Source organism: Rhodococcus sp. G6(2025) (assembly GCF_058628105.1).
In genome coordinates this window covers 2,625,193-2,645,832 of sequence record NZ_CP179750.1, presented here as the reverse complement: position 1 = coordinate 2,645,832, position 20,640 = coordinate 2,625,193, and the positions used below count along the sequence as shown (strand labels likewise).

General features: G+C 69.5%; 17 protein-coding genes. 9 read left to right on the top strand and 8 right to left on the bottom strand.

Annotated elements, in window-relative coordinates; genetic code table 11:
* Window positions 1-47 precede the first annotated feature (47 nt).
* Together ACLIVD_RS12010 and ACLIVD_RS12005 are read left to right on the top strand one after the other, a co-directional pair.
* A complete protein-coding gene (locus tag ACLIVD_RS12010) occupies window positions 48-1,364 on the top strand; it encodes a D-arabinono-1,4-lactone oxidase (RefSeq protein WP_283354785.1) in 1,317 nt (438 codons plus the stop codon).
* A 10-nt stretch (window positions 1,365-1,374) separates the two neighbouring features.
* Window positions 1,375-2,739 carry an amidase family protein gene (locus ACLIVD_RS12005; RefSeq protein ID WP_491932506.1) on the top strand — a complete coding sequence of 455 codons (1,365 nt, stop codon included), beginning with the start codon at window positions 1,375-1,377 and terminating at the stop codon, window positions 2,737-2,739.
* Window positions 2,740-2,751: 12 nt separating this feature from the next.
* Here the strand turns inward: ACLIVD_RS12005 and ACLIVD_RS12000 are convergent, their stop codons facing one another.
* From ACLIVD_RS12000 to ACLIVD_RS11990, 3 genes are all read right to left on the bottom strand, one after another.
* Window positions 2,752-3,717, bottom strand: a complete 966-nt coding sequence (locus ACLIVD_RS12000) for an adenosine deaminase (protein WP_491932505.1) — start codon at window positions 3,715-3,717, stop codon at window positions 2,752-2,754.
* Window positions 3,718-3,743: 26 nt separating this feature from the next.
* Window positions 3,744-4,940: a class I adenylate-forming enzyme family protein gene (locus ACLIVD_RS11995; RefSeq protein ID WP_283354787.1), complete on the bottom strand. Its 1,197-nt coding sequence runs from the start codon at window positions 4,938-4,940 to the stop codon at window positions 3,744-3,746.
* Window positions 4,941-5,032: 92 nt separating this feature from the next.
* Window positions 5,033-5,836, bottom strand: a complete 804-nt coding sequence (locus tag ACLIVD_RS11990) for an enoyl-CoA hydratase/isomerase family protein (RefSeq protein ID WP_283354788.1) — start codon at window positions 5,834-5,836, stop codon at window positions 5,033-5,035.
* A gap of 40 nt (window positions 5,837-5,876) precedes the next feature.
* Here ACLIVD_RS11990 and ACLIVD_RS11985 point away from each other — a divergent pair, with 40 nt between their 5' ends.
* Entirely contained in the window at window positions 5,877-7,241 is a 1,365-nt protein-coding gene (locus ACLIVD_RS11985) for an FAD-binding oxidoreductase (RefSeq protein WP_491932504.1), read from the top strand.
* Here the strand turns inward: ACLIVD_RS11985 and ACLIVD_RS11980 are convergent.
* Together ACLIVD_RS11980 and ACLIVD_RS11975 are read right to left on the bottom strand one after the other, a co-directional pair.
* Window positions 7,195-8,706 (bottom strand): MFS transporter, encoded by a 1,512-nt coding sequence (locus ACLIVD_RS11980; protein WP_280783537.1) that lies wholly within the window; start codon window positions 8,704-8,706, stop codon window positions 7,195-7,197. The genes ACLIVD_RS11985 and ACLIVD_RS11980 overlap by 47 nt on opposite strands.
* 2 nt (window positions 8,707-8,708) lie before the next feature.
* A complete protein-coding gene (locus tag ACLIVD_RS11975; protein WP_283354790.1) occupies window positions 8,709-9,323 on the bottom strand; it encodes a PadR family transcriptional regulator in 615 nt (204 codons plus the stop codon).
* Window positions 9,324-9,403: 80 nt separating this feature from the next.
* Between ACLIVD_RS11975 and ACLIVD_RS11970 the strand changes: the two genes are divergently transcribed.
* Both ACLIVD_RS11970 and ACLIVD_RS11965 read left to right on the top strand, forming a co-directional pair.
* Window positions 9,404-10,126, top strand: coding sequence for a GNAT family N-acetyltransferase (locus tag ACLIVD_RS11970; RefSeq protein ID WP_271214199.1), 723 nt, complete (start codon window positions 9,404-9,406; stop codon window positions 10,124-10,126).
* Between the two features lie 30 nt (window positions 10,127-10,156).
* Window positions 10,157-11,194, top strand: coding sequence for a glutathione S-transferase family protein (locus tag ACLIVD_RS11965; RefSeq protein ID WP_317567996.1), 1,038 nt, complete (start codon window positions 10,157-10,159; stop codon window positions 11,192-11,194).
* 10 nt (window positions 11,195-11,204) lie between these two features.
* On the opposite strand, the gene ACLIVD_RS11960 is transcribed toward ACLIVD_RS11965, so the two are convergent.
* Both ACLIVD_RS11960 and ACLIVD_RS11955 read right to left on the bottom strand, forming a co-directional pair.
* Window positions 11,205-11,600 (bottom strand): VOC family protein, encoded by a 396-nt coding sequence (locus ACLIVD_RS11960; protein WP_491932503.1) that lies wholly within the window; start codon window positions 11,598-11,600, stop codon window positions 11,205-11,207.
* A 4-nt stretch (window positions 11,601-11,604) separates the two neighbouring features.
* Window positions 11,605-12,459 (bottom strand): helix-turn-helix domain-containing protein, encoded by an 855-nt coding sequence (locus tag ACLIVD_RS11955; protein WP_491932502.1) that lies wholly within the window; start codon window positions 12,457-12,459, stop codon window positions 11,605-11,607.
* Between the two features lie 98 nt (window positions 12,460-12,557).
* Between ACLIVD_RS11955 and ACLIVD_RS11950 the strand changes: the two genes are divergently transcribed.
* Entirely contained in the window at window positions 12,558-13,244 is a 687-nt protein-coding gene (locus tag ACLIVD_RS11950; RefSeq protein WP_491932501.1) for a hypothetical protein, read from the top strand.
* Between the two features lie 16 nt (window positions 13,245-13,260).
* Here ACLIVD_RS11950 and gad read toward each other — a convergent pair whose 3' ends face one another.
* On the bottom strand, window positions 13,261-14,643 hold the full coding sequence (gad, locus tag ACLIVD_RS11945) for a glutamate decarboxylase (RefSeq protein WP_491932500.1): 1,383 nt from the start codon (window positions 14,641-14,643) through the stop codon (window positions 13,261-13,263).
* A 128-nt stretch (window positions 14,644-14,771) separates the two neighbouring features.
* Here gad and ACLIVD_RS11940 point away from each other — a divergent pair, with 128 nt between their 5' ends.
* From ACLIVD_RS11940 to ACLIVD_RS11930, 3 genes are read left to right on the top strand one after another with little or no spacing between them, the layout of a single operon-like run.
* Complete coding sequence (locus tag ACLIVD_RS11940; protein ID WP_283332909.1) at window positions 14,772-15,884, top strand: ABC transporter ATP-binding protein; 1,113 nt, start codon at window positions 14,772-14,774, stop codon at window positions 15,882-15,884.
* Window positions 15,881-16,660: an ABC transporter permease gene (locus ACLIVD_RS11935; RefSeq protein WP_283332908.1), complete on the top strand. Its 780-nt coding sequence runs from the start codon at window positions 15,881-15,883 to the stop codon at window positions 16,658-16,660. Before ACLIVD_RS11940 ends, ACLIVD_RS11935 begins: the two co-directional genes overlap by 4 nt.
* A gap of 50 nt (window positions 16,661-16,710) precedes the next feature.
* Entirely contained in the window at window positions 16,711-20,592 is a 3,882-nt protein-coding gene (locus ACLIVD_RS11930; protein WP_491932499.1) for an ABC transporter ATP-binding protein, read from the top strand.
* Window positions 20,593-20,640: the final 48 nt, after the last annotated feature.

Genomic DNA, 20,640 nt, shown 5'->3' with positions numbered 1-20,640 from the left:
CCAACCCGCCATTTGCCTGGACGAGCGTCCAGGTTCATGATGGGCGAATGGCACAGGACACATGGCGCAACTGGGCGGGCACCGAGACGGCGAACCCGCTGCGCTTCGCGACTCCGCGCTCGGTGGAGGAACTCAGCGCGCTCGTCTCCGGTGCCGCGGAGCACGGAGAGCGGGTCAAGGCCGTCGGGTCGGGTCACTCCTTCACCGGGGTCGCCGTCACCGACGGGATCCTCGTCAGCCTCGACGCCCTCACCGGGATCGAATCCGTCACCCTCGACGAACCGGCGGGCGCCCTCGTCACCGTCCTCGCCGGCACGCGGCTGCACGACCTGAGCGAGCAACTCTGGCACCGTGGCCTGGCGATGATCAACCTGGGCGACATCGACGTGCAGTCCGTCGCAGGTGCGCTGTCCACCGGAACCCACGGCACCGGCGCGCGTTTCGGAGGTCTCGCCACCCAGGTCCGCGCCCTGCAGGTGGTGCTGGCGGACGGCTCGGTGGCCGACTGCTCCCCCACCGACAATCCCGAACTGTTCGAGGCGGCACGGCTGGGACTCGGCGCCGTGGGCATCATCTCGAAGGTCACGATCCAGTGCGTGCCGCACTACGTGATGCACGCCGTCGAGAAGCCCGAGTCGTTGGACGCCATCCTCGACCGGCTCGACCACGACCGCACCACGATCGACCACTTCGAGTTCTACTGGTTTCCCCACACCCGCCGCGTGCTGACGAAACGCAACACCCGGCTACCCGGTGACACCCCGGTTTCTCCCCTCCACCCGGTCCGGGCCTACGTCGACGACGAACTGCTCGCGAATGTCCTGTTCGAGGGCATCAACAGGGTCGCAGGCCTTGCCCCGACGACGATCCCGAAGATCAACCGGCTGTCGTCGCGCATGCTGAGCGCGCGCGAGTTCACCGACCGCAGTTACCGCGTCTTCGCGTCGGAGCGCCGGGTCAAGTTCCGGGAGATGGAATACGCGGTTCCCACCGAGGCCCTCCCCGACACTCTCGCGGCGATCGATGCGTGGATGGAGAAGTCCGGTTTCACGGTCGCGTTCCCCGTCGAGGTCCGGTTCGCCGCGGGCGACGACGTGTGGCTGTCGACGGCGAACGGCCGGGACACGGCGTACATCGCGGTGCACCAGTACCATCGCCGAGATCACGAGCCGTACTTCGCCGCGGTCGAGGCCATCGCAAGGGAAGTGGACGGGCGACCGCACTGGGGCAAGATGCACGGCCGCACCGCCGACGACTTGCGGCCCGCGTATCCGAACTTCGACGAGTTCGTCGCCGTGCGCGACAAGTACGACCCCGAGCGAATGTTCGGCAACGCGTACCTCCAGCAGGTCCTGGGTCGCTAACGTGAGCTAGGTGGCCCCCAGTCGATCTTTCGACCGCCGCGACTTCCTACGCGTCGCGGGTGCGTCCGGTGCAGCGGCGATCGGTGCCGTGATGCTCGGCGCGTGCGGGGAACGCCTGCACGACCCGGAGGTTCCGCCGCTTCCCGACGGCTTGTCCGTTCCGGGCGGCGGAGCGGTGTCCGAGTTCGCGCCGGTCGACAAGGCGACGTGGCGCGTGCAGGGCGATCCGCTGGTCGCGCCAACTGGTGACGGGCCCCTCGCCGGCATGCGACTCGCGGTCACCGACCTGTACGCCGTTGCGGGACAGCAGATCGGCGCGGGCAGCGGACGGCGGCTCGCCGAGGCTCCTGTCGAGACGGGTACCGCCGCAGTGGTGGCGCGCCTCCTCGGTCAGGGCGCCCGGGTCGTCGGTCTGGCGCAGACCGACGACCTCGGTTACGGGCATTCGGGCATCAACCAGCAATTCGGCACGCCGCCCAACGCCCGCGCCGAGGACCGCCTGCCCGGCGGTGCCACGTCGGGCGCCGCAAGTGCGGTCGCGCAGGGCGCCGCCGACATCGGAGTGGGTATCGACACCACCGGTTCCGTCCGCATCCCCGCCTCGTATCAGGGCCTGTACGGCTTCGCACCGTCCCGGGGCGCCGTCTCCACCGACGGGCTGTTTCCGCTGTCCCCCACGTTCGATACCCCGGCGTGGGTCTGCGGCGACCTCGACACCCTCGTCGCGGTCTCCGGCGCGCTTCTCCCGCTCACGGCGGAGTCTCCGTTCCGTAGCGCGCTCACCTCGGACGGCATCAACGCCGTCGCCGAGGCGGGGGCGCTCGGTGCGGTGCGGCGCGCCCTCACCGCGTGGGAGAAGAGTTCCCTCCCCCGGCTGACGTGGACCGACACGGACATCGGCCGGCTTCCCGACTGGTACGACGCCGTCGTCGCCGTGCAGGGCTACGAGGCGTGGCGGCTGCACGGCGACTGGGTGAGCGGGGCGATGACGTCGCTCGGCGACGAACCCGGCCGCAATTTCGCCGATGCGAGCCGCATCTGGGAATCCACGTACGGCCGGAAGCTGATCAAGCTCGGCGAGGCGTCGCAGACGATCACCGCGTATGTGGGCGACAGCCTGCTCCTGCTGCCGGCGACCTCCTCCACGGCCCCCGAGCGGACAAGCTACCCCAGCGGTGACCGGTTCCGGAACACGATGCGCGCCACCGGCATGCTCACGTGCCTCGCGACCATCTCCGGACTGCCCAACGCGACCGTGCCGTTGCGCACCGACGACGGAGTTCCCGTCGGCCTCTGCCTGGTCGGCCCGCACGGCCGCGACCGGGACGTCCTGGCCGTCGTCGCCGGTCTCGGCGGCTCGGGGCTGATCGACTGACGGCGGGGACCGTCAGCCGCGGAGCAGTTGCGCCTTGCGCGCGTCGCTCGCGAACGACGCTTTGATCGAGTTGCGCGCCAAAGTTTCCCGCTCGGCATCGGTGAGGCCGAGCTGATCCCGCAGCTGGGCGAAGTTGTCGTCGACGTACCCGCCGAAGTACGCGGGGTCGTCGGAGTTCACGGTGACGAGCAGACCCGCCTCCAGCATGGTCCGCAACGGGTGCTCGGACAGCGAGTCGACGACGCACAGTCGCACGTTCGACAGCGGGCACACGGTCAGCGGCACCTCCTCGTCCACCAGACGCGCCACGAGCGCCGGGTCCTCGAGCGCCCGCACCCCGTGGTCGATGCGCTCGGCGCCGAGGAGGTCGAGCGCCTGCCAGATGTACTCCGGCGGGCCTTCCTCGCCTGCGTGGGCGACCACGTGCAGCCCCTCCGACCGGGCGCGGGCGAACACGTCCTCGAACAGCGACGGCGGGTTTCCCACCTCGGCCGAGTCCAGCCCGAGCCCGACGATCGGTGTCTGCAACCGGATGATCTCCGAGAACACTTCCTCCGCCTCGTGCACGGGACGGTCCCGCAGGATCGCGGCGATCGCAGCGCTGCTGAGGCCGAACTCCCGCTCGCTGGTGCCCACCGCGTCCATGATTCCGTCGAGCACCTCGTCCAGCGGCACACCACGATTGACGTGGGCCTGCGGGTTGAAGAAGAACTCCACGTGCGCGACGCCGCCCGCCGACGCCCGCGCGAAATAGGCGCGGGTGAGGTCCGCGAAGTCCTGCGCCGTCCGCAGCACCTGCATGTTGGCGAAGTACAGGTCGAGGAACGACTGCAGATCGGTGAACTCGTACCGCGACCGGAGATCGTCGAGGTCCGTGTACGGCAGCTGCACGGAATTCCGTTCGGCCAGCGCGAAGATCAGCTCGGGTTCGAGGGAACCCTCGATGTGCATGTGCAGCTCGGCGACGGGAGAGCTCACGGGTGGATACCTGCCTTTCGCACCACCTAGGCAGCGGTGTCGCGGTCGACGATACGGACGAAGCCGTCGCCGTCGATATTCGCGGTGTCGCCGGTGTGAAACCAGCCACCCGTAAAGGTTCTCGCGGTGACCTCGGGCCGGTTCCAGTAGCCGCGGCTGACTCCCGGACCGCGGCAGAGCAATTCGCCGACACCGCGGCCGGCGTCGGGTCCGAGGAGGGCCACCTCCATCCCGCCGAACGCGACGCCCACGCTGCCCGCGTGTGTCAGAGCGCACTCGTCGGGCAGCGCCAGCCCGGCGCCGCACGTCTCGGTCATTCCCCATCCGAGGAAGTGCCTGGCCGCAGGGAACGTCCGCCGGAGCAGTTGCGACTGCTCCAGGGACAGTCCGGAGCCGCTGTAGTCGATCCAGCGCACCGCGCGCCGGCCGAAGCTCGTCACCCGCGAGGTCTCCACGGCCCGCAGGAGGACGGCGGGCGCCGCGGTGAGCACGTCGGCACCGGTGCCGCGCCACGACGCGGCGTCGGTGCTCCCAGTCAGCAGGACCGTTCCGCCCACCACCAACGTCGAGAGAAGTTCGACGAGCGATCCGACGGTGTGCAGTTCGGGTTCGACGAGGAGATTCCGCAGTCCCTCGGAGCTGAACCCGCGCGCGTGGAGCACGGATTCGATGGTCGAGAGGACGTTCTCGTTGCTCAGCTCCACACCCGTCGGGGACTCCGACGGGCCAGGCGTGTACGACAGCAGCACCAGCTCGTCGGGGCTCGCGCCGTCGTCGATGAACGAGATGCCCTCCGGCAGTTCGCCGTCGAGGATCAGCACCGACTCGCTGTCGGCGAGCACCTCACCGGTCTGCGCGTCGTCGAGTGCCGGGCTCACCCCGACCGGCACGCCGCCGGCGAGCAACACCCCGAGGAACGCCTCGACCCAGCGAACCCCCACGGGCTGCCGGACGGCGACGCGGTCGCCGATCTCGACGCCCTTCGACTTCAGCCCGCCGGCCACCCGCGCCGCGGACGTCCACAGTTGCGAGAACGTGAGAGACCGGCCACCGTCCTCCTCGACGGCGACCCGGCCCGCGTAGCGGTGCACGGAGATGTCGAGCAGCTCGGTGAGCGACGGGTTGAGCCCGCCGTACCGGAGCAGGCCGTCGCGGCCACGGACCACCCGGTCGTCGTGGAAGAAGGGACCACTACTCGGGTACTCGACGAGGGACGACGGCATCTGCACCTCCGCTGACGACACTGCTGCGCGACCGGGACGTTGCCACGACTATATGACGCCCGTCACAGTTGCGGGGAGCGGATCGCCGACGCCTACCGTCCGCGGTACGTCGCCTTGCCCGGTCCGAAGTCGAGGAAGCTGCGTACCGCACCCTCGAGGTCGTCGGTCTCGAACAGGGCACCCGACACGTCGGGTGTGATCGAGTCGGCGTGCGCGACTCCACCCGACCGCCACGCGGAGATGATCTGCTTCGTGGCGTCGTGTGCGCGCGTCGGCCCGTCCGCCAGGCGTGCGACGAGGGCGCGGGCCTCCGCGTCGACGTCCTCGTGGACGGCGTTGACCACACCCCAGTCGCGCAGTGTCGCGGCGTCGTACAGGTCACCGGTCATCACCAGTTCCCGGGCGCGGCCGGACCCCGCCCGCTCGGCCAGCCGCTGCGGACCGCCCATCGACGGAGTCAGCCCCACCACCGTCTCGACCAGTCCGAACTTCGCCTTCGGTGCGGCGAGGATGATGTCGCAGGCGAGCGCGATCTCGAAGGCGGCGGTCAGCGTCAGTCCGTGCGCCGAGTACACGACGGGGCACGGCAGCGCCTCGAGCGGATGGCAGATCTCGGCGAACAACTCCTGCCACAGGTCCGCGCCCTGTTCCGCGGTGAGCCCGTCGAACACGTGGACGTCCACCCCTGCGGAGACCACCTTGCCCTCGGCGCGCAGCAGCACCGCGCGCGGCGGATCCTCGGCGAGCGCCGCGACGTCGGCCTGCACGGCGTCGAACATCGCCTGATCGAAGAGGTTCAGTGCGCCGTGGGCGAACGTCAGGATCGCGATCTCGGCGCCGGCGTCGGTACGGACACGCTCGAGTCGGGTGGGATGCGCGGCTGCAGGCTCAGTCATGCCGCCAGACTGCCACACGTGTTCCGCCTACGATCGGGGTGTGGACTCGCTGCGCGCGGCGCTGGCCGACGCCGTCGGTGATCGGTTCGTGACCGTGGACGCGGACGTGCTCGCCGCCCGCGCCACCGACCACACGGGGCGCTACAGCGGGCGGGCGAGCGCACTCGTCCGGCCCGCAGATGCCGCGGAAGTCTCGGCCGTGCTGGACATCTGCCGCCGAGCCGGGGTGAAGGTCACCGTGCAGGGTGGCCGCACCGGCCTCGAAGCGGGAACGGTTCCCGAGCACGATGACGTACTGCTGTCGACGGAACGGCTGACCGCGGTCGGCGCCGTCGACCGCGAGAACCTGCGCGTCACCGTCGGCGCCGGGGTCACCCTCTCGACACTCCGGCACACCGCGTCCGACGCCGGACTGCTGTTCGGCGTCGACATCGCGTCCCGCGATACCGCGACGATCGGCGGCATGGTGTCGACCAATGCCGGTGGGCTGCACACCGTGCGGTACGGCCATATGTCGGCCCAGGTGCTGGGCCTGGAAGTGGTGCTGCCCGACGGGGCGATCGTGCGGCGCAGCATGCGGGTGGGCGCCGAGAACTGCGGATACGACCTGCCCGCGCTGTGGGTCGGCAGCGAGGGCACGCTCGGTGTGGTCACGACCGTCGATCTCGCACTCCACCCCGTGCCCGAGTTCCGTGTGACCGCCCTCGCGGGCTTCGCGCAACTATCCAGCTTGATCGACGCCGCTCGCGTCGTCCGGCGGCTCGAGGGGGTGGACGCCGTGGAGATGCTCGACGGCCGTGGGCTCGAATTGGCCTCCTCGCGGCTGGGTTTCGCGGTCCCCACGGGTCTGCCGTGGTACCTCCTCGTGGAACTGGCCGGCGGGCGCGACCTCACCGACGACCTGGCCGAGGCCCTGGAGCAGTGCGATCCCGACGACGAACCCGCTGTCGGGATCGATCCCGCAGGCCGCGCCCGCGTGTGGGCGGCGCGGGATGCGTTCGCGGACGTGGTCGGACTGTTCGGGCCCCCGCTCAAGTTCGACGCCGCCCTCCCACTGGACACCCTCGCCGCGTTCGTCGCCGACGCGGTCCCAATGGTGACGAGCCGGGCACCTGACGCGATCCCGGTGCTCTTCGGGCACGTCGCCGACGGCAACGTCCACCTCAACGTGCTGCGCTGCCCCGACGAGTCCGTGCTGTACCTGCCGGTCACGGAACTGATCCGCGATCACGGCGGCAACATCGCGTCCGAGCACGGCGTCGGCGCACACAAGCGCAACTACCTGTACCTCTCCCTCAGCCGCGAGGACATCACCGCGATGTGGACGATCAAGCAGGCGTTCGATCCCGCGGACTACCTCAACCCTGCAGTGATGTTTCCCGACTGGCTGCGTCGCCCGCACTGACTCCGGGCTTCTTCTCGCGCAACGGTCGCGCGAAGCACACCGAGGCGAGGAAACCGATCAGCAGGACGGCCGCGGGCAACCAGATCGACTGCGACATCGCCGTCGCGAACGGTTCCTTCACGAACTCGGGCATCTCCCCCACACCGGCCTCCTGGCTGTCGGCGTTCAGCCCCTGAGCGGACAGGCGGGCCGTGATGAGTGCGCCGATCGCGGCGCTGCCGAGGACGGCGCCGACCTGGCGGGTCGTGTTGTACACGCCTGCTCCGGCGCCCGCCTGATGGGGCGGAAGGTTGTGCGTGGCCGTGGCCGCGAGCGGCGACCAGATACACGCGTTGGCGAGGCCGATCAGTCCGATGGGCAGCAGCAGTTCCCAGATCGCCACGTCGGGTGACATGACCATGGACAGCCAGGCGAGTGCGATCGAGAACAGCAGGAATCCGGCGCCCGCGATGTACCGCGGGTGGGTGCGGTCCACGAGCTTGCCGATGAACGGGGCGAACACGCCGGTGAGGACGGCCATGGGCACGAGCAGCAGGGCCGACCGTGTGGGCGACAGACCCCGCACCGCCTGCGTGTAGAACATCAGCGGCAGGACCATCGCGGTGATCGCGAATCCCATCGAGGTGATCGCCACGTTGGCGAGCGAGAAGTTGCGGTCCTTGAACAGGCCCAGGGGCAGGAGCGGCTCGTTCTTGTTCCAGGACTGGTACCAGACGAAGACGCCGAGTAGGACGAGGCCGGCGCCGATCGACGCCAGCACGGTCGCCGACCAGTCGTAGGAGCTGCCTTCCTGGATTCCGAACACGAGGAAGAACATGCCGAGCGCGCTGAGCACGACCCCGGGGATGTCGAACTTGTGCTCGTGGGTCTCGAGCGACGGCACCAGTCGCCAGGCCAGCACGAACGCGATCACGCCCACGGGCACGTTGACGATGAAGATCCACTCCCAGCCGAGGTTGTCCACGAGGACGCCGCCCGCCAGCGGTCCCACCAGGGTGGCGACACCCGCGACGGCGCCCCACAGACCCATCGCGGTGCCGCGGCGGTCCGGCGGGAACGTGCGGGTGATGACGGCCATCGTCTGCGGCGTCATCAGTGCGGCGCCCAGTCCCTGGAAGACCCGGGCGACGATGAGCATGGTGATGGTGCCGGAGAGGCCGCACCACAGCGACGCACCGGTGAACAGGACGAGCCCGATCAGGTAGATGTTCTTGGGACCGAACCGATCACCGAGTCGACCGGTGACCAGCAGCGGCACCGCATACGCCAGCAGGTACGCGCTGGTGACCCAGACGACCTTGTTGATGTCGGTGTGCAGGTCGTTCATGATCGCCGGGTTGGCCACCGCGACGATGGTGCTGTCGACGAGGATCATGAAGAAGCCGATGACGAGGGCCCACAGGGCCGGCCACGGATTTCGATGCTCGGGTGGCGACGTGGGTGGTGCGGTGCGCTCGGTGTCCATCATCAATCCTTTACTGAACCGGATGGGATCCGGCGTGAGTGTGTCAGTCGTTCGAGAAGTTCCGGCGAAAGCCACGGGAGGGCTCCGGAGTCGATGTCGGCCACCAGGGCGCTGAGCCATTCGTGCTCCGCGCGGGCAACGGTGACGAGAAATTCGTTGCCGAGGAGGAAGATCCTGGGGGTCTCGGTGGAACAGGCGAGCGCGGCAGCGGTCTCGAGTTCGTCGATTTCGCGGGTGAGGTGATCGAGCCGTTGCCGGAGCAGTTCCACCACGGTGGGGGCGGCGACGTTGTGCGCCTCCGCCAGTGCGAGCGGGAACTGCGGGTACTCGTGCACCGGGGTGGCGAGCATGTCGCTGACCCGGTGGACGAGCGCTTCCCGGCCCGCCTCGGTGACCTCGTACATGGTGCGTTCGGGCCGGTTTCCCGCCCGGTCGGTACCGGTGGTGCGCACCAGCCCTTCGCCTTCGAGCCTGCTCACGGTGTGATACAGCGACCCCGGCCGGATCTTCACGACGCGTCCACGCCGGGCGGCGGCGAGTTGGTACATCTCGTACGGATGCATCGTCCGCTCACACAGCAGACCGAGGATGGTGACACCGAGCGGCGTGAGTGCCATTGTCACCACCTCCACTACTCCACGTCGAATTACTCCACGTGGAATATACCGTCCGGGCGGATGGGGAACAAGCGGTTACCGTGGGTCCGGTGGACTCCCATCACCTCGACATCATTCGACTCGCCTGGTCACGCGAACTGGGATTACCCGATGACGCTCTGTCCACCCGGCCGGGCGCCGACGACCGCGCCGTCCGGGTCGACGACGACACGGACACGATCCGCTTCCTGCGCCTGGGCGAGACGTGCGCGCTCGTCGGACCGCGGTGGGCGATCGAGCGCGCCGACGGGCACACGTCGGAGGAACTGACCGAATCCGCAACCCTGCTCGCCCTCACCCAGGATCGGTCCGGACGGTGCGCCGGTCCCGTGGCGCTCGCGTTCGGCACCGACTACCAGGACCCGGCGACCGGGCGGCCACCGCTCGTCTCCCACGAACACGACCACGTCCGGCAGGTCGAGGAGGCGTGTCCCCCGGACGACGTCACCGAGGCCCGCCTGGGTGACCGCGACCGATGGTTCACGATTCTCGACGACGCGCAGCAACCGGTCAGTTCCGCCGGGTACGCCGAGTTCCAGGGTTTCCTCGCCGATGTCGGTGTGCTGACGGCGCCGGCGTTCCGGCGGCGGGGACTGGGCGCCACGGTCGCCGGGATCGCCACCGACGACGCGCTCGACAGCGGCCTGATCGCCCAATGTCGTTCACCCCGCGACAATCTGGCCTCGCGCGCGCTCGCCGCTCGGGCCGGGTACCGGGAACTGGGAACGTATGCCGCGGTCACGATCTCCCGAAGTACGCTCTGAGAGACATCGAAGGACGGGGACGAGTCGACCATGACAGAACGAACGGCAGAACCGCACAGCACGGAAGGCGCCTACGTCGAATCCGGCGCCGAGTTCACGCGCGACACCCACTACATCCCCACCCGCATCACGGCCGACGGCCGCGACGGCTATCCGGTCGAACCGGGCCGCTACCGCCTCGTCGCCGCTCGGGCGTGCCCGTGGGCCAACCGCGCGATCATCGTCCGGCGACTTCTCGGACTCGAGGACGCGTTGTCCATGGGACTGTGCGGCCCCACCCACGACAAGCGCAGCTGGACTTTCGATCTCGATCCGGACGGGCTCGACCCCGTGCTGAAGATCCCGCGCCTGCAGGACGCGTACTTCGCACGTTTCCCGGACTACCCCCGCGGCATCACCGTGCCCGCGATCGTCGACGTCCCCACCGGGCAGGTGGTCACCAACGACTACCCGCAGATCACCCTGGATCTGTCCTCGGAATGGACGCAGTACCACCGCGAGGGCGCGCCCGACCTGTACCCCGAGCCGCTGCGCGACGAGATCGACGAGGTCGCCGATCTCGTGTTCCGCGACGTCAACAACGGGGTGTACCGGTGCGGTTTCGCCGGCTCCCAGGAGGCGTACGAATCCGCGTACGACCGCCTGTTCGCCCGCCTCGACTGGCTCGAGGACCGTCTGACCGACCGCAGGTTCCTCGTCGGCGACACGATCACCGAGGCCGACGTGCGCCTGTTCACCACCCTGGCCCGGTTCGACGCGGTCTATCACGGCCATTTCAAGTGCAATCGGAACAAACTCGACGAGATGCCCGTGCTGTGGAGTTATGCCCGCGATCTCTTCCAGACACCCGGGTTCGGCGACACCATCGACTTCACCCAGATCAAGCAGCACTACTACATCGTGCACACCGACATCAATCCCACCCGGATCGTGCCGAAGGGGCCAGACCTGTCCGGCTGGCTCGAGCCACACGGGCGTGAACAACTCGGCGGCAGGCCGTTCGGGGACGGCACGCCGCCACCTCCGCCGAAGCCCGGCGAGGAGGTCCCGGCCGGGCACCGGGCGTGATCGGGCGGATCTACGAGCCGGTGTAGGTGCCGAAACTCCAGAACACGCCCTCGGGGTCGCGGCAGGTGAAGCCGCGCGATCCGTAGTCCTCGTCCCGCAGTCTGCGGACGATCGTGGCGCCGGCGGCCACGGCGCGCTCGTGGAGCGCGTCGGGGTCGTCGACGACGAGGTACACCGAGCCCGTCCCCGGCGGCAGGTCGCTGATGACCGAGTCCTCACTGGGCGAGCCGAGCATGATCCCGCCGCCCTTGGGCCAGCCGAGTTCGGCGTGATCGACCTGGTCGCCCTCGCCGTACACCGCGTTCTCGGCGAACCCGAAGGCGTCGACGAGGAAGCGGATCGCGGCCCGCGCGTCGCGGTAGACGAGGGTGGGCCACACATATGTGGTGTGCGTCGAAGTAGTCATGTCATCACTCTGCGCCGTCGTCGTGGTAGGGGTCTTGGACGAATGAGAACGGGTCGATCTCGCGCCACCGCGACGGCGCGACGCCCGCGAGGTCGCGCCAGTCCCGCGCCATGTGCGCCTGGTCGTAATACCCGCACGACGCGGACACGTCGGCGAGTGTCGCCCCGGCGGCACCCTTGAGCATCCGGTGCGAGCGGTGGAAACGGGACAACCGCACCACGTCCTTGGGTGTCACGCCGTATTCCGCGACGAACTTGTTCACCAGATGTCTTCGGCTCCAGCCGACGTCGTGCGCGACGTCACCGACCCGGGCGCCGTCGCCGGCGACGAGCAGCTGCCAGGCGCGGGTGAGGTGCGGGTCGATCTCCGCCGGCGCCGCGCGGCGCGTCAGGACCTCGTCGAGGATCGCGAACCGCTCGTCCCAGCCGGTTTCGAGCGACAGCCGTTCGGTCAGTTCCCCCGCGTCGGGACCGAGCAGGTCCTCGAGCCCGACGACCCAGGCGCCGAGCGCTGCCGTGGGGACCCCCAGCAGCGCCCGGGCGCCGAGAGGACTGAGGGCCAACTGGACGCCGTGCTGGTTGCCGTCGTGCCGGATCGTCACCGGTGCCGTGGCGATGCCGCTGGCCAGAGTGTCGAAACGACCGGGCGCCTGCTCGGGCGTCGCCTGGGCGGCGATGTCGAGCGGCTCGTCGATCGTCACGATCACCGTGAGGAAGGGCGACGGCAGACCGAGGTGGATGCCGGGCTCGAAACCGGCCAGCCGATACCCGTCGTACCCCGTGACCAGCGCGCGCAACGGTTCCGCCGGGCGCCGGAAGGCCCCGGACGACACCGCGGTATCGCTGTCGGCGACGCTCACGAAACCAGCCTAGGCAACGGTGCCGACACCGGCCACAGCGTCAACTCACCTACAGTCGGTGCCAGCACACTCGAAGCACAGGCGAGACGGGAGCCCCGATGGCTGGCAATGGTGGACCGGTGGAGAAGGTACTGGTCTCGGTCCTCGACAACGGAAGCCGTCTCCAGGCTCCCGCGGTGGCGAAGTACGTCGAATGGGTCCGGCGCTCGCACCCCGGTGAGTCGCCCGCGCAGATCGTCGAGCGGATGGAGAAGATGTTCCTGCTGGCCGTGACGGGCAGCGGCAGCGCAGTCGGCGCCACCGCCGCGATTCCCGGGGTCGGCACCATCGCGTCCATCGCGGCGGTGGGCGCCGAATCGGCGTTCTTCCTCGAAGCGGCGGCGCTGCTCACTCTCGCGGTCGCATCGGTGCACGGCATCTCCGCCGCCGACCACCAGCAGCGGCGCGCACTCGTCCTGTCGGTGGCGCTCGGCGAATCGGGCATGGAAATCGTCCAGAAGGCGACGGGCGTGACGGCGAAGAACTGGGCGAGCGCCATCACCAGCCGCATACCCGGCCCCACCATGAAGGGGATGAACAGCAGGCTGGTGCGCAAGTTCATCACCAAGTACGCCGCCCGCCGCAGCGCGCTGGTCCTCGGCAAGCTCGTGCCCGCAGGCATCGGCGCGGCCATCGGCGGCGCGGGCAACCGGGCCATCGGCAAGGGTGTCGTCAAGAACGCGCGTGAAGCGTTCGGGCCCGCCCCGGCCCGCTGGCCGGACGAACTCCGCGCGATCCAAGCGTGAACCGCCGGGCGAGCCGTTAGTGGGCGAAGTGCTGTTCCGTCGAACGCCCGCCACCCTTCTCGCGGAGTTCGGCGCACACTTCCTCGATCGCCTCGGCGACGAGGGATCCGAGATCGGCGCTGAAGCCCTCGCGCACGACGATGCGCAGGACCGCCACGTCCTCCGCGTCGGCGGGCATCGTGTAGGCGGGCACCTGCCACCCCCGCGCCCGCAGCTCGTGTGACACGTCGAAGACCGTGAACCCGGGGTCACCGACGAGTTCGAACGCCACCACCGGAATGTCGGTGCCGTCCGTGATCAGGGTGAAGCCGTCGATCTCGGCGATGCGTTTGCCCACGCGAACTGCGGTGTCGCGCAACGTCTGCATGATCGACCGGTAGCCGGCCCGGCCCAGTCGCAGGAAGTTGTAGTACTGCCCCACCACCTGATTGCCGGGCCGCGAGAAGTTCAGGGTGAACGTCGGCATGTCGCCGCCCAGGTAGTTGACCCGGAACACCAGCCCCTCGGGAAGGTGTTCTTTGTCGCGCCACACCACGAACCCGATCCCCGGATACGTCAGACCGTACTTGTGGCCACTCACGTTGATCGAGGCCACGCGCGGAACCCGGAAGTCCCACAACAACTCCGGCTGCAGGAAGGGAACGACGAAGCCACCGCTCGCCGCGTCCACGTGGATCGGGACGTCTGGGCCGCCGGACGCGGCGAGGTCGTCGAGAGCGTCCGCGATCGCCGCCACCGGCTCGAGCTCCCCCGTATAGGTGGTGCCCACGATCACGACCGCTCCGATCGTGTTCTCGTCGACCGCGTCCCGAACCTGCTCCGGCGTGATGACGTAGCGGCCCTTCTCCATCGGCAGGTACTTCGGCTCGACGTCGAAGTACCGGCAGAACTTCTCCCACACCACCTGCACGTTGCTGCCGAGCACCAGATTCGGGCGCGCAGTGTCCTTCCCGGCCGCCTCCCGCTTCGCCCGCCACAGCCACTTGAGCGCGAGACCACCGAGCATGACCGCCTCGCTCGAACCGATCGTCGAGACGCCGGTGGCGCTGGCCGGGTCGGTGGTCGACAGGTCGGGAGCGTGGAACAGATCGGCCACCATCGACACGCACCGGGACTCGATCGCCGCGGTCGCGGGATACTCGTCCTTGTCGATCATGTTCTTGTCGAACGTCTCGGCCATCAGCTTGTCGGCCTCGGGATCCATCCATGTGGTGACGAACGTGGCGAGGTTCAGCCGCGAACTGCCGTCGAGCATCAACTCGTCGTGGATGAACCGGTACGCGGCCTCGGGATCGGTTTCCTCGTCCGGCAGCCGCAGCGCCGGAAACGGATCGATCGAGAGGCGCCCCGTGTAGGCGGGAGAAATGACGTCGCGATGGTGATGGTGGTGCTTGCTCATGTACGTCCCCAATCGATTGGTTTCAGCATGCGCCGTCGCAGACGCCCTGTACGTCAGTTGGTGAATCTCGGCACGGCAGCCCAGTAGGGTCGAAACAGTTCCATTCGATTGTGGCAGGGGAGGACGGGTTGACCACAGCAATCCCGGGAAGTTTCGCGGCGCCGATCGAGGTGCGGGGGCTGTCGAAGCGCTTCAAGAACGTCGACGCCGTCACGGACCTCAGCTTCACCGTGCCGCAGGGATCGATCACCGGATTCCTCGGGCCCAACGGGTCCGGCAAGACCACGACACTGAGGATGATCCTCGGTCTCGTGAAGCCGACGTCGGGCGCCTCCACGGTCGCCGGTGTGCCGATCAAATCGCTCGTCGACCCCGCGCGCACGGTCGGCGCCGTCCTGGACTCGCAGAGCCTGCACCCCAACCGCACGGCGCTCGACCACCTGAAGGTGTACGCGTCCGCGATCGGGGTACCGGACGGACGCGCACTGCAGGTGCTCGCGCTCGTCGGACTGGAGGACGTCGCCGGGCGCAAGGCGGGCGGCTTCTCCCTCGGCATGCGCCAGCGGCTGTCGCTGGCGACGGCGCTGCTGGGTGATCCGCGAATCCTGATCCTCGACGAACCGGCCAACGGACTCGACCCCGAGGGCATCGCCTGGCTGCGCGAGTTCCTCAAGGGCTTCGCCGCATCCGGCCGGACCGTGCTGATCTCGAGCCACATCCTCCGCGAAGTGGAACAGACCGTCGACAATCTGGTGATCGTCAGCCGCGGCGCCCTCGTCTATCAGGGACGCATGGAGGAGCTGCGCAAGTCGCAGCAGAGCAGGCTGCTGGTCGCGTCCTCGAGCCCGCCCGCCCTGGCCACCGCCCTCGCCGCCAGGGGCATCGTCGATGCCCGTTCGCTCGCCGACGGACGCCTCGCCGTCGTCGGCGCGTCCCTCGAACTCGTCGAGTCCGTCGCCGCGGACGCCGGGGTGACGATCTTCGGCGCCGTCGGCGATCACATCGACCTGGAGCAACTCTTCCTGTCGATGACCGCAGGCCAGTACGTGGCCGGAGCGAGTGCCGCCGCGCCCTCGGGGTACGGCCAGCCGCCGACGTACGCGCCCCAGCCCGGGTACGCACCTCCCGGGTACGCCCCGCAACCGGGTTACGGTCCGCCACCCGGGTACGGCCCGCAACCGGGCTACGGTCCGCCACCCGCACACCCCCAGCACGGTCCGATGTCCGGAGGTCCGCGATGACAGCGCTGCTCACCGCGGAATTCCGCAAGGTCACCACACTGCGGTTCTGGTGGATGCTCGGTCTGGCGCCACTGATCGTCGGGATGTTCTCGAGCGCGATCACCCTGCCCGTGATGCGCGCGTTCACCGACGCGTTCGAGGCCGATCCGAACGAGGCCAACCTCGCCGCCACCCTGTTCGGCCTGGCGGTCGCCGTCGCCCTCGTCGTCCTGTTCGCCGCGGTCTTCGGGGCGGTGAACGTGGGCACGGAATTCCGGTACAAGACGCTCACCACCACGTTCCTCACCGCCCGCGGCCGGGACGGGGTGATCGGCACCAAGCTCGCCGTCACCGCGGCCTTCGGCTTCTTCTACTGCCTCGTGGTGGAGGTGGTCAGCGTCGCCCTGCTGCTGACGTTCGGCGGGGACACCTTCGAACTGCGCGGATCCCTGTTCGCCATGCTCGGGGCGGCCCTGATCTGCGGGGCGTTGTGGGCGCTCATCGGCGGCGGCGTGTCGATGCTCACCGGCTCGTCCGTCGGCAGCTGCATCGCCCTCGTGGTCTGGTACACCCTCGGCGAGATGATCCTCCGGTCGATCCTCAGCGGGATCGGCATCGGATCCGTCGGCAGTGTCCTCCCTGTGTCGGCCACCCTCGGGACGGTCGCGAACGCGGCCGCCGGCAACGAGATCGACTGGCTGACGCTCTGGCCCACCGCGCCCCTCGCCCTGCTCGTGTGGACGGCGGTCTTCGTCGGCGGCGGTTGGGCGCTCACCCGGCAGCGCGACATCACTTGACGCAGCGCCGGGTGCCGCCCCTGTCGGTACCCGGCGCTAACGTGGATCCAGTGGCAAGTGAGAGTGCGTCCGGTTCGGTGATCGAACGGGAGCAGACGCTGGAGCAGGATCAGGCACGGCCGGGTTGGATTCGACGGCTGAGCGGTGAGTGCTGGGCGCACCGCCGTGTCGCACTCGGCGCCCTGTCCGTGACGGTCGTCGCCGCCGGGATCGACATCTCGTTCCCCCTCCTCACCAAGTACGCGGTCGATGCCGCGGGCTCGGGTAGTGCCACTCGAGTGATCGGCATCGCCGCCCTGCTCATCGCACTGCTCGCGTGCGTCCGCTTCGGCTGCCAGTACGGCCGCCGGATGCTCGCAGGCAAGCTGTCGCTCGACGTCCAGCACGATCTGCGGCTGGGTCTGCTGGGCGCGCTGCAACGCCTCGACGGGCGGGGGCAGGATCAGATCCGCACCGGACAGGTGGTCTCGCGGTCCATCACCGACCTCCAGCTGGTGCAGGGCCTGCTCGCCATGGTCCCGTTGTCGGCGGGCGCGTTGCTCCAATTCGTCCTCGCGCTCGGCATCATGGCCTGGCTGTCACCGCTGCTGACCGTCGTCGCGCTGGTGATCGTCCCCGCCGTGTGCCTCGTCGTCTACGTAATGCGCCCGAAACTGTTCGCGGCCACCTGGTCGGCGCAGCAACGGGCAGCCGACCTCGCGCAGCACGTCGAGGAGACCGTCACCGGTGTCCGCGTCGTCAAGGGGTTCGGCCAGGAGCGCCGGGCCGTCGACCAGCTCGAAGACCACAGCCGGACGCTGTACGCCGAACGCCTGCGAGCCGCCCGGATCAATGCGCGCTTCGCTCCGACCATGGCGGCACTGCCCCAGCTCGGTCTCGTCGGCGTCATCGCGGTCGGCGGCTACCTCGCCCTGCACGGTTCCATCACGATCGGCACGTTCCTCGCCTTCGCCACATACGTCGCCACGATGACCGCCGTCACCCGCACGCTGTCGTCGGTCGTGATCATGGCCCAGCTGTCCCGGGCCGCCGTCGAGCGCGTGTACGAGGTGATCGACGCCGAACCGGAGGTCGCGGACCCGCCGCACCCCACCGCACTGCCCGGCGGACCGCTGGGTGTGGACCTGCGGGCGGTCACGTTCGGATTCGAACCGGACCGGCACATCCTCCGCGGACTCGACCTGCGCATCGCGCCCGGCGAGACGGTCGCGGTGGTCGGTATGGCCGGCTCCGGCAAAACCGCCCTGTCGCTGCTGCTCCCCCGCTTCTACGCACCATCCGCGGGTTCCGTGTCCCTCACGTCGGCGGGCGAGTCGTTCGACGTCTCGCAGCTGAGCGCCGAGCAGTTGCGCGAAGCCGTCGGCCTCGTGTTCGACGAGCCGTTCCTCTTCTCCGACACCATCGCGGCCAACATCGCCCTCGGCAGGCCCGACGCCAGCGCCGAGGAGATCCGCGCCGCCGCCGACATGGCCGCCGCCGACGAGTTCGTCTCCGCGTTGCCGGACGGGTACGACACCGTGGTCGGCGAACGCGGTCTCACCCTCTCCGGCGGGCAGCGGCAGCGGATCGCGCTGGCACGCGCACTCCTCACCGACCCGAGGGTGCTGATCCTCGACGACGCGACCTCCGCCGTCGACGCCACCACCGAGGCGTCGATCTTCGCGGCGCTGCGGGCGAATCGCGGGCGGACGGCGCTGATCCTGGCGCATCGCCGCTCGACCCTGTCGCTCGCCGACCGCGTCGCCGTGCTCGACGGCGGACGGATCATCGATTCCGGCACGGTGGCCGAACTCGACGAACGGTGCCCGCTCTTCCGCGCACTGTTCGCCTCCCCCGACAACGCCGGCCCCATCGACGTCAGCCTCCCCGCGCCGAGCGAGCCGATGCCGTATCAGCGCATGCCGTCCGAGTCCGAGTTGTGGCCGGAGGACGTCGAGGAGTGGGACGTGCCCGGCTCGTCCGCCTCGTCCGGCCGCACCCCGGCGTCCGGTGCGGGCCCCGGCGGTGGCCGCACCGCCGGCGGACCGATGGCGGGAGCGCTGGGCAACGTAGCCGCGACCCCGGAGCTTCGGCAGGCCGTGGATGCGCTTCCGCCCGCCGTCGAGAGCCCGGGCATCGACACCCGGAACCTGCGCCTGCCCGAGCCCGACTTCCGGCTGTCGCGGATCCTGCGGCCGGTCCGTGCCCTCCTCGTCGCCGTCGTCGTCTGCCTCGCGCTCGACTCGCTCGCGGGGATCGCGTTCCCGTCGATCGTCCGGTTCGCGATCGACCGCGGTGTCGTCCCGCAGGACTCCGCGACGCTGTGGACCGCGGCGGGGGTCGGCGTCGCTCTCGTGGTCGCCGGCTGGCTCGTCGTCGCACTGATGACGGTCCTCACCGCCCGAGCGGGGGAACGTGTGCTGTTCGGGTTGCGGGTGCGCAGCTACGCCCACCTGCAGCGGCTCGGGCTCGACTACTACGAGCGCGAACTGTCCGGCCGCATCATGACCCGGATGACCACCGACGTCGACGCGCTGTCGTCGTTCATCCAGACCGGGATGTCCACCGCCGTGGTGAGCGTCCTGACCGTCCTCGGCATCTCCGTCGCCCTCGTCGCCACCGACGTCACGCTCGCGCTGGTGGCGCTCGCCGTCATCCCGCCGCTCGTCGTCGCGACGCTGATCTTCCGCCGGATCTCCTCGGTGGCGTACACGGTCTCGCGTGAGCGGATCTCGCTCGTCAACGCCGACTTCCAGGAGAACATCGCCGGGCTCCGCGCGGCCCAGGCGTACCGCCGCGAGGGGTTCGCCGCCCGCCGGTTCGCGGAGCGGGCCGACAGTTACCGGCGCAGCCGGATGCGGTCGCAGCGGGCGATCTCGCTGTACTTCCCGTTCATCGCGTTCCTCTCGGATCTCGCCCTGGCCGCCGTGGTGTTCGTCGGCGCGCGGCAGGTCGCGGCAGGCGACACGACGACCGGAACACTCGTCGCCTTCGTGCTGTACCTCGGGCTGCTGTTCGGGCCCATCCAGCAGCTGTCACAGGTGTTCGACGGGTACCAGCAGGCCAGTGTCGGTCTGCTCCGGATCGGGGACCTGCTCCGCACTCCCAGTTCCATCGAGCGGGCGACGTCACGGGAGAACCTCCAGCCGATCGACGGGCATCTGCGCGGCGAGCTGTGCCTGCGCGACGTCGGGTTCCGTTACCAGGGCGCCGACAGCGACGCCCTGACCGGCATCGACCTGCACATCCCCGCCGGCACCACCGTCGCCCTGGTCGGCCGGACCGGTGCGGGCAAGTCGACCATCGTGAAACTGCTCGCCCGCTTCTACGACCCGACGTCCGGCGCGGTGCTCGTCGACGACGTGGACCTCCGCCGGTACCCGCTCGGCGCGTACCGCGGGCGCCTCGGCGTCGTCCCCCAGGAGGCGCACCTGTTCACCGGGACCGTTGCCACCAACATCGCGTACGGCCGCCCGGATGCGAGCCGCGAGGAGATCGAGGACGCTGCCCGCGCGGTCGGAGCGCTGGGCACGATCGCCGGATTGCGGGGTGGGATGCATCACCCCATCGGCGAGCGCGGGCAGGGACTGTCGGCGGGCCAGCGCCAGCTGATCGCGCTCGCCCGGGCCGAGCTGGTCGACCCCGATCTGCTGCTGCTCGACGAAGCGACCGCGACGCTCGATCCGGCCACCGAGCAGGTAGTTCTCGAGGCGAGCAGCCGTGTGACCCGGACCCGGACGTCGGTGGTGGTGGCCCACCGACTGGCCACCGCGGCCCGGGCAGATGTGATCCTCGTCATCGACAAGGGACGGGTGGTCGAGACCGGATCGCACGCCACTCTGCGCTATGCCGGTGGCCACTATTCGGGACTGTGGGATGCGGCGGAGACCGGGTCGGGGAATAATCGCGGGGCGAGAACCGTCATCGATGGTGACCCCATCGGTTGGCCGTGAGACAGCTCACACGTGCGGGCCTGGCGATTTACACGTCACACGCGAGGG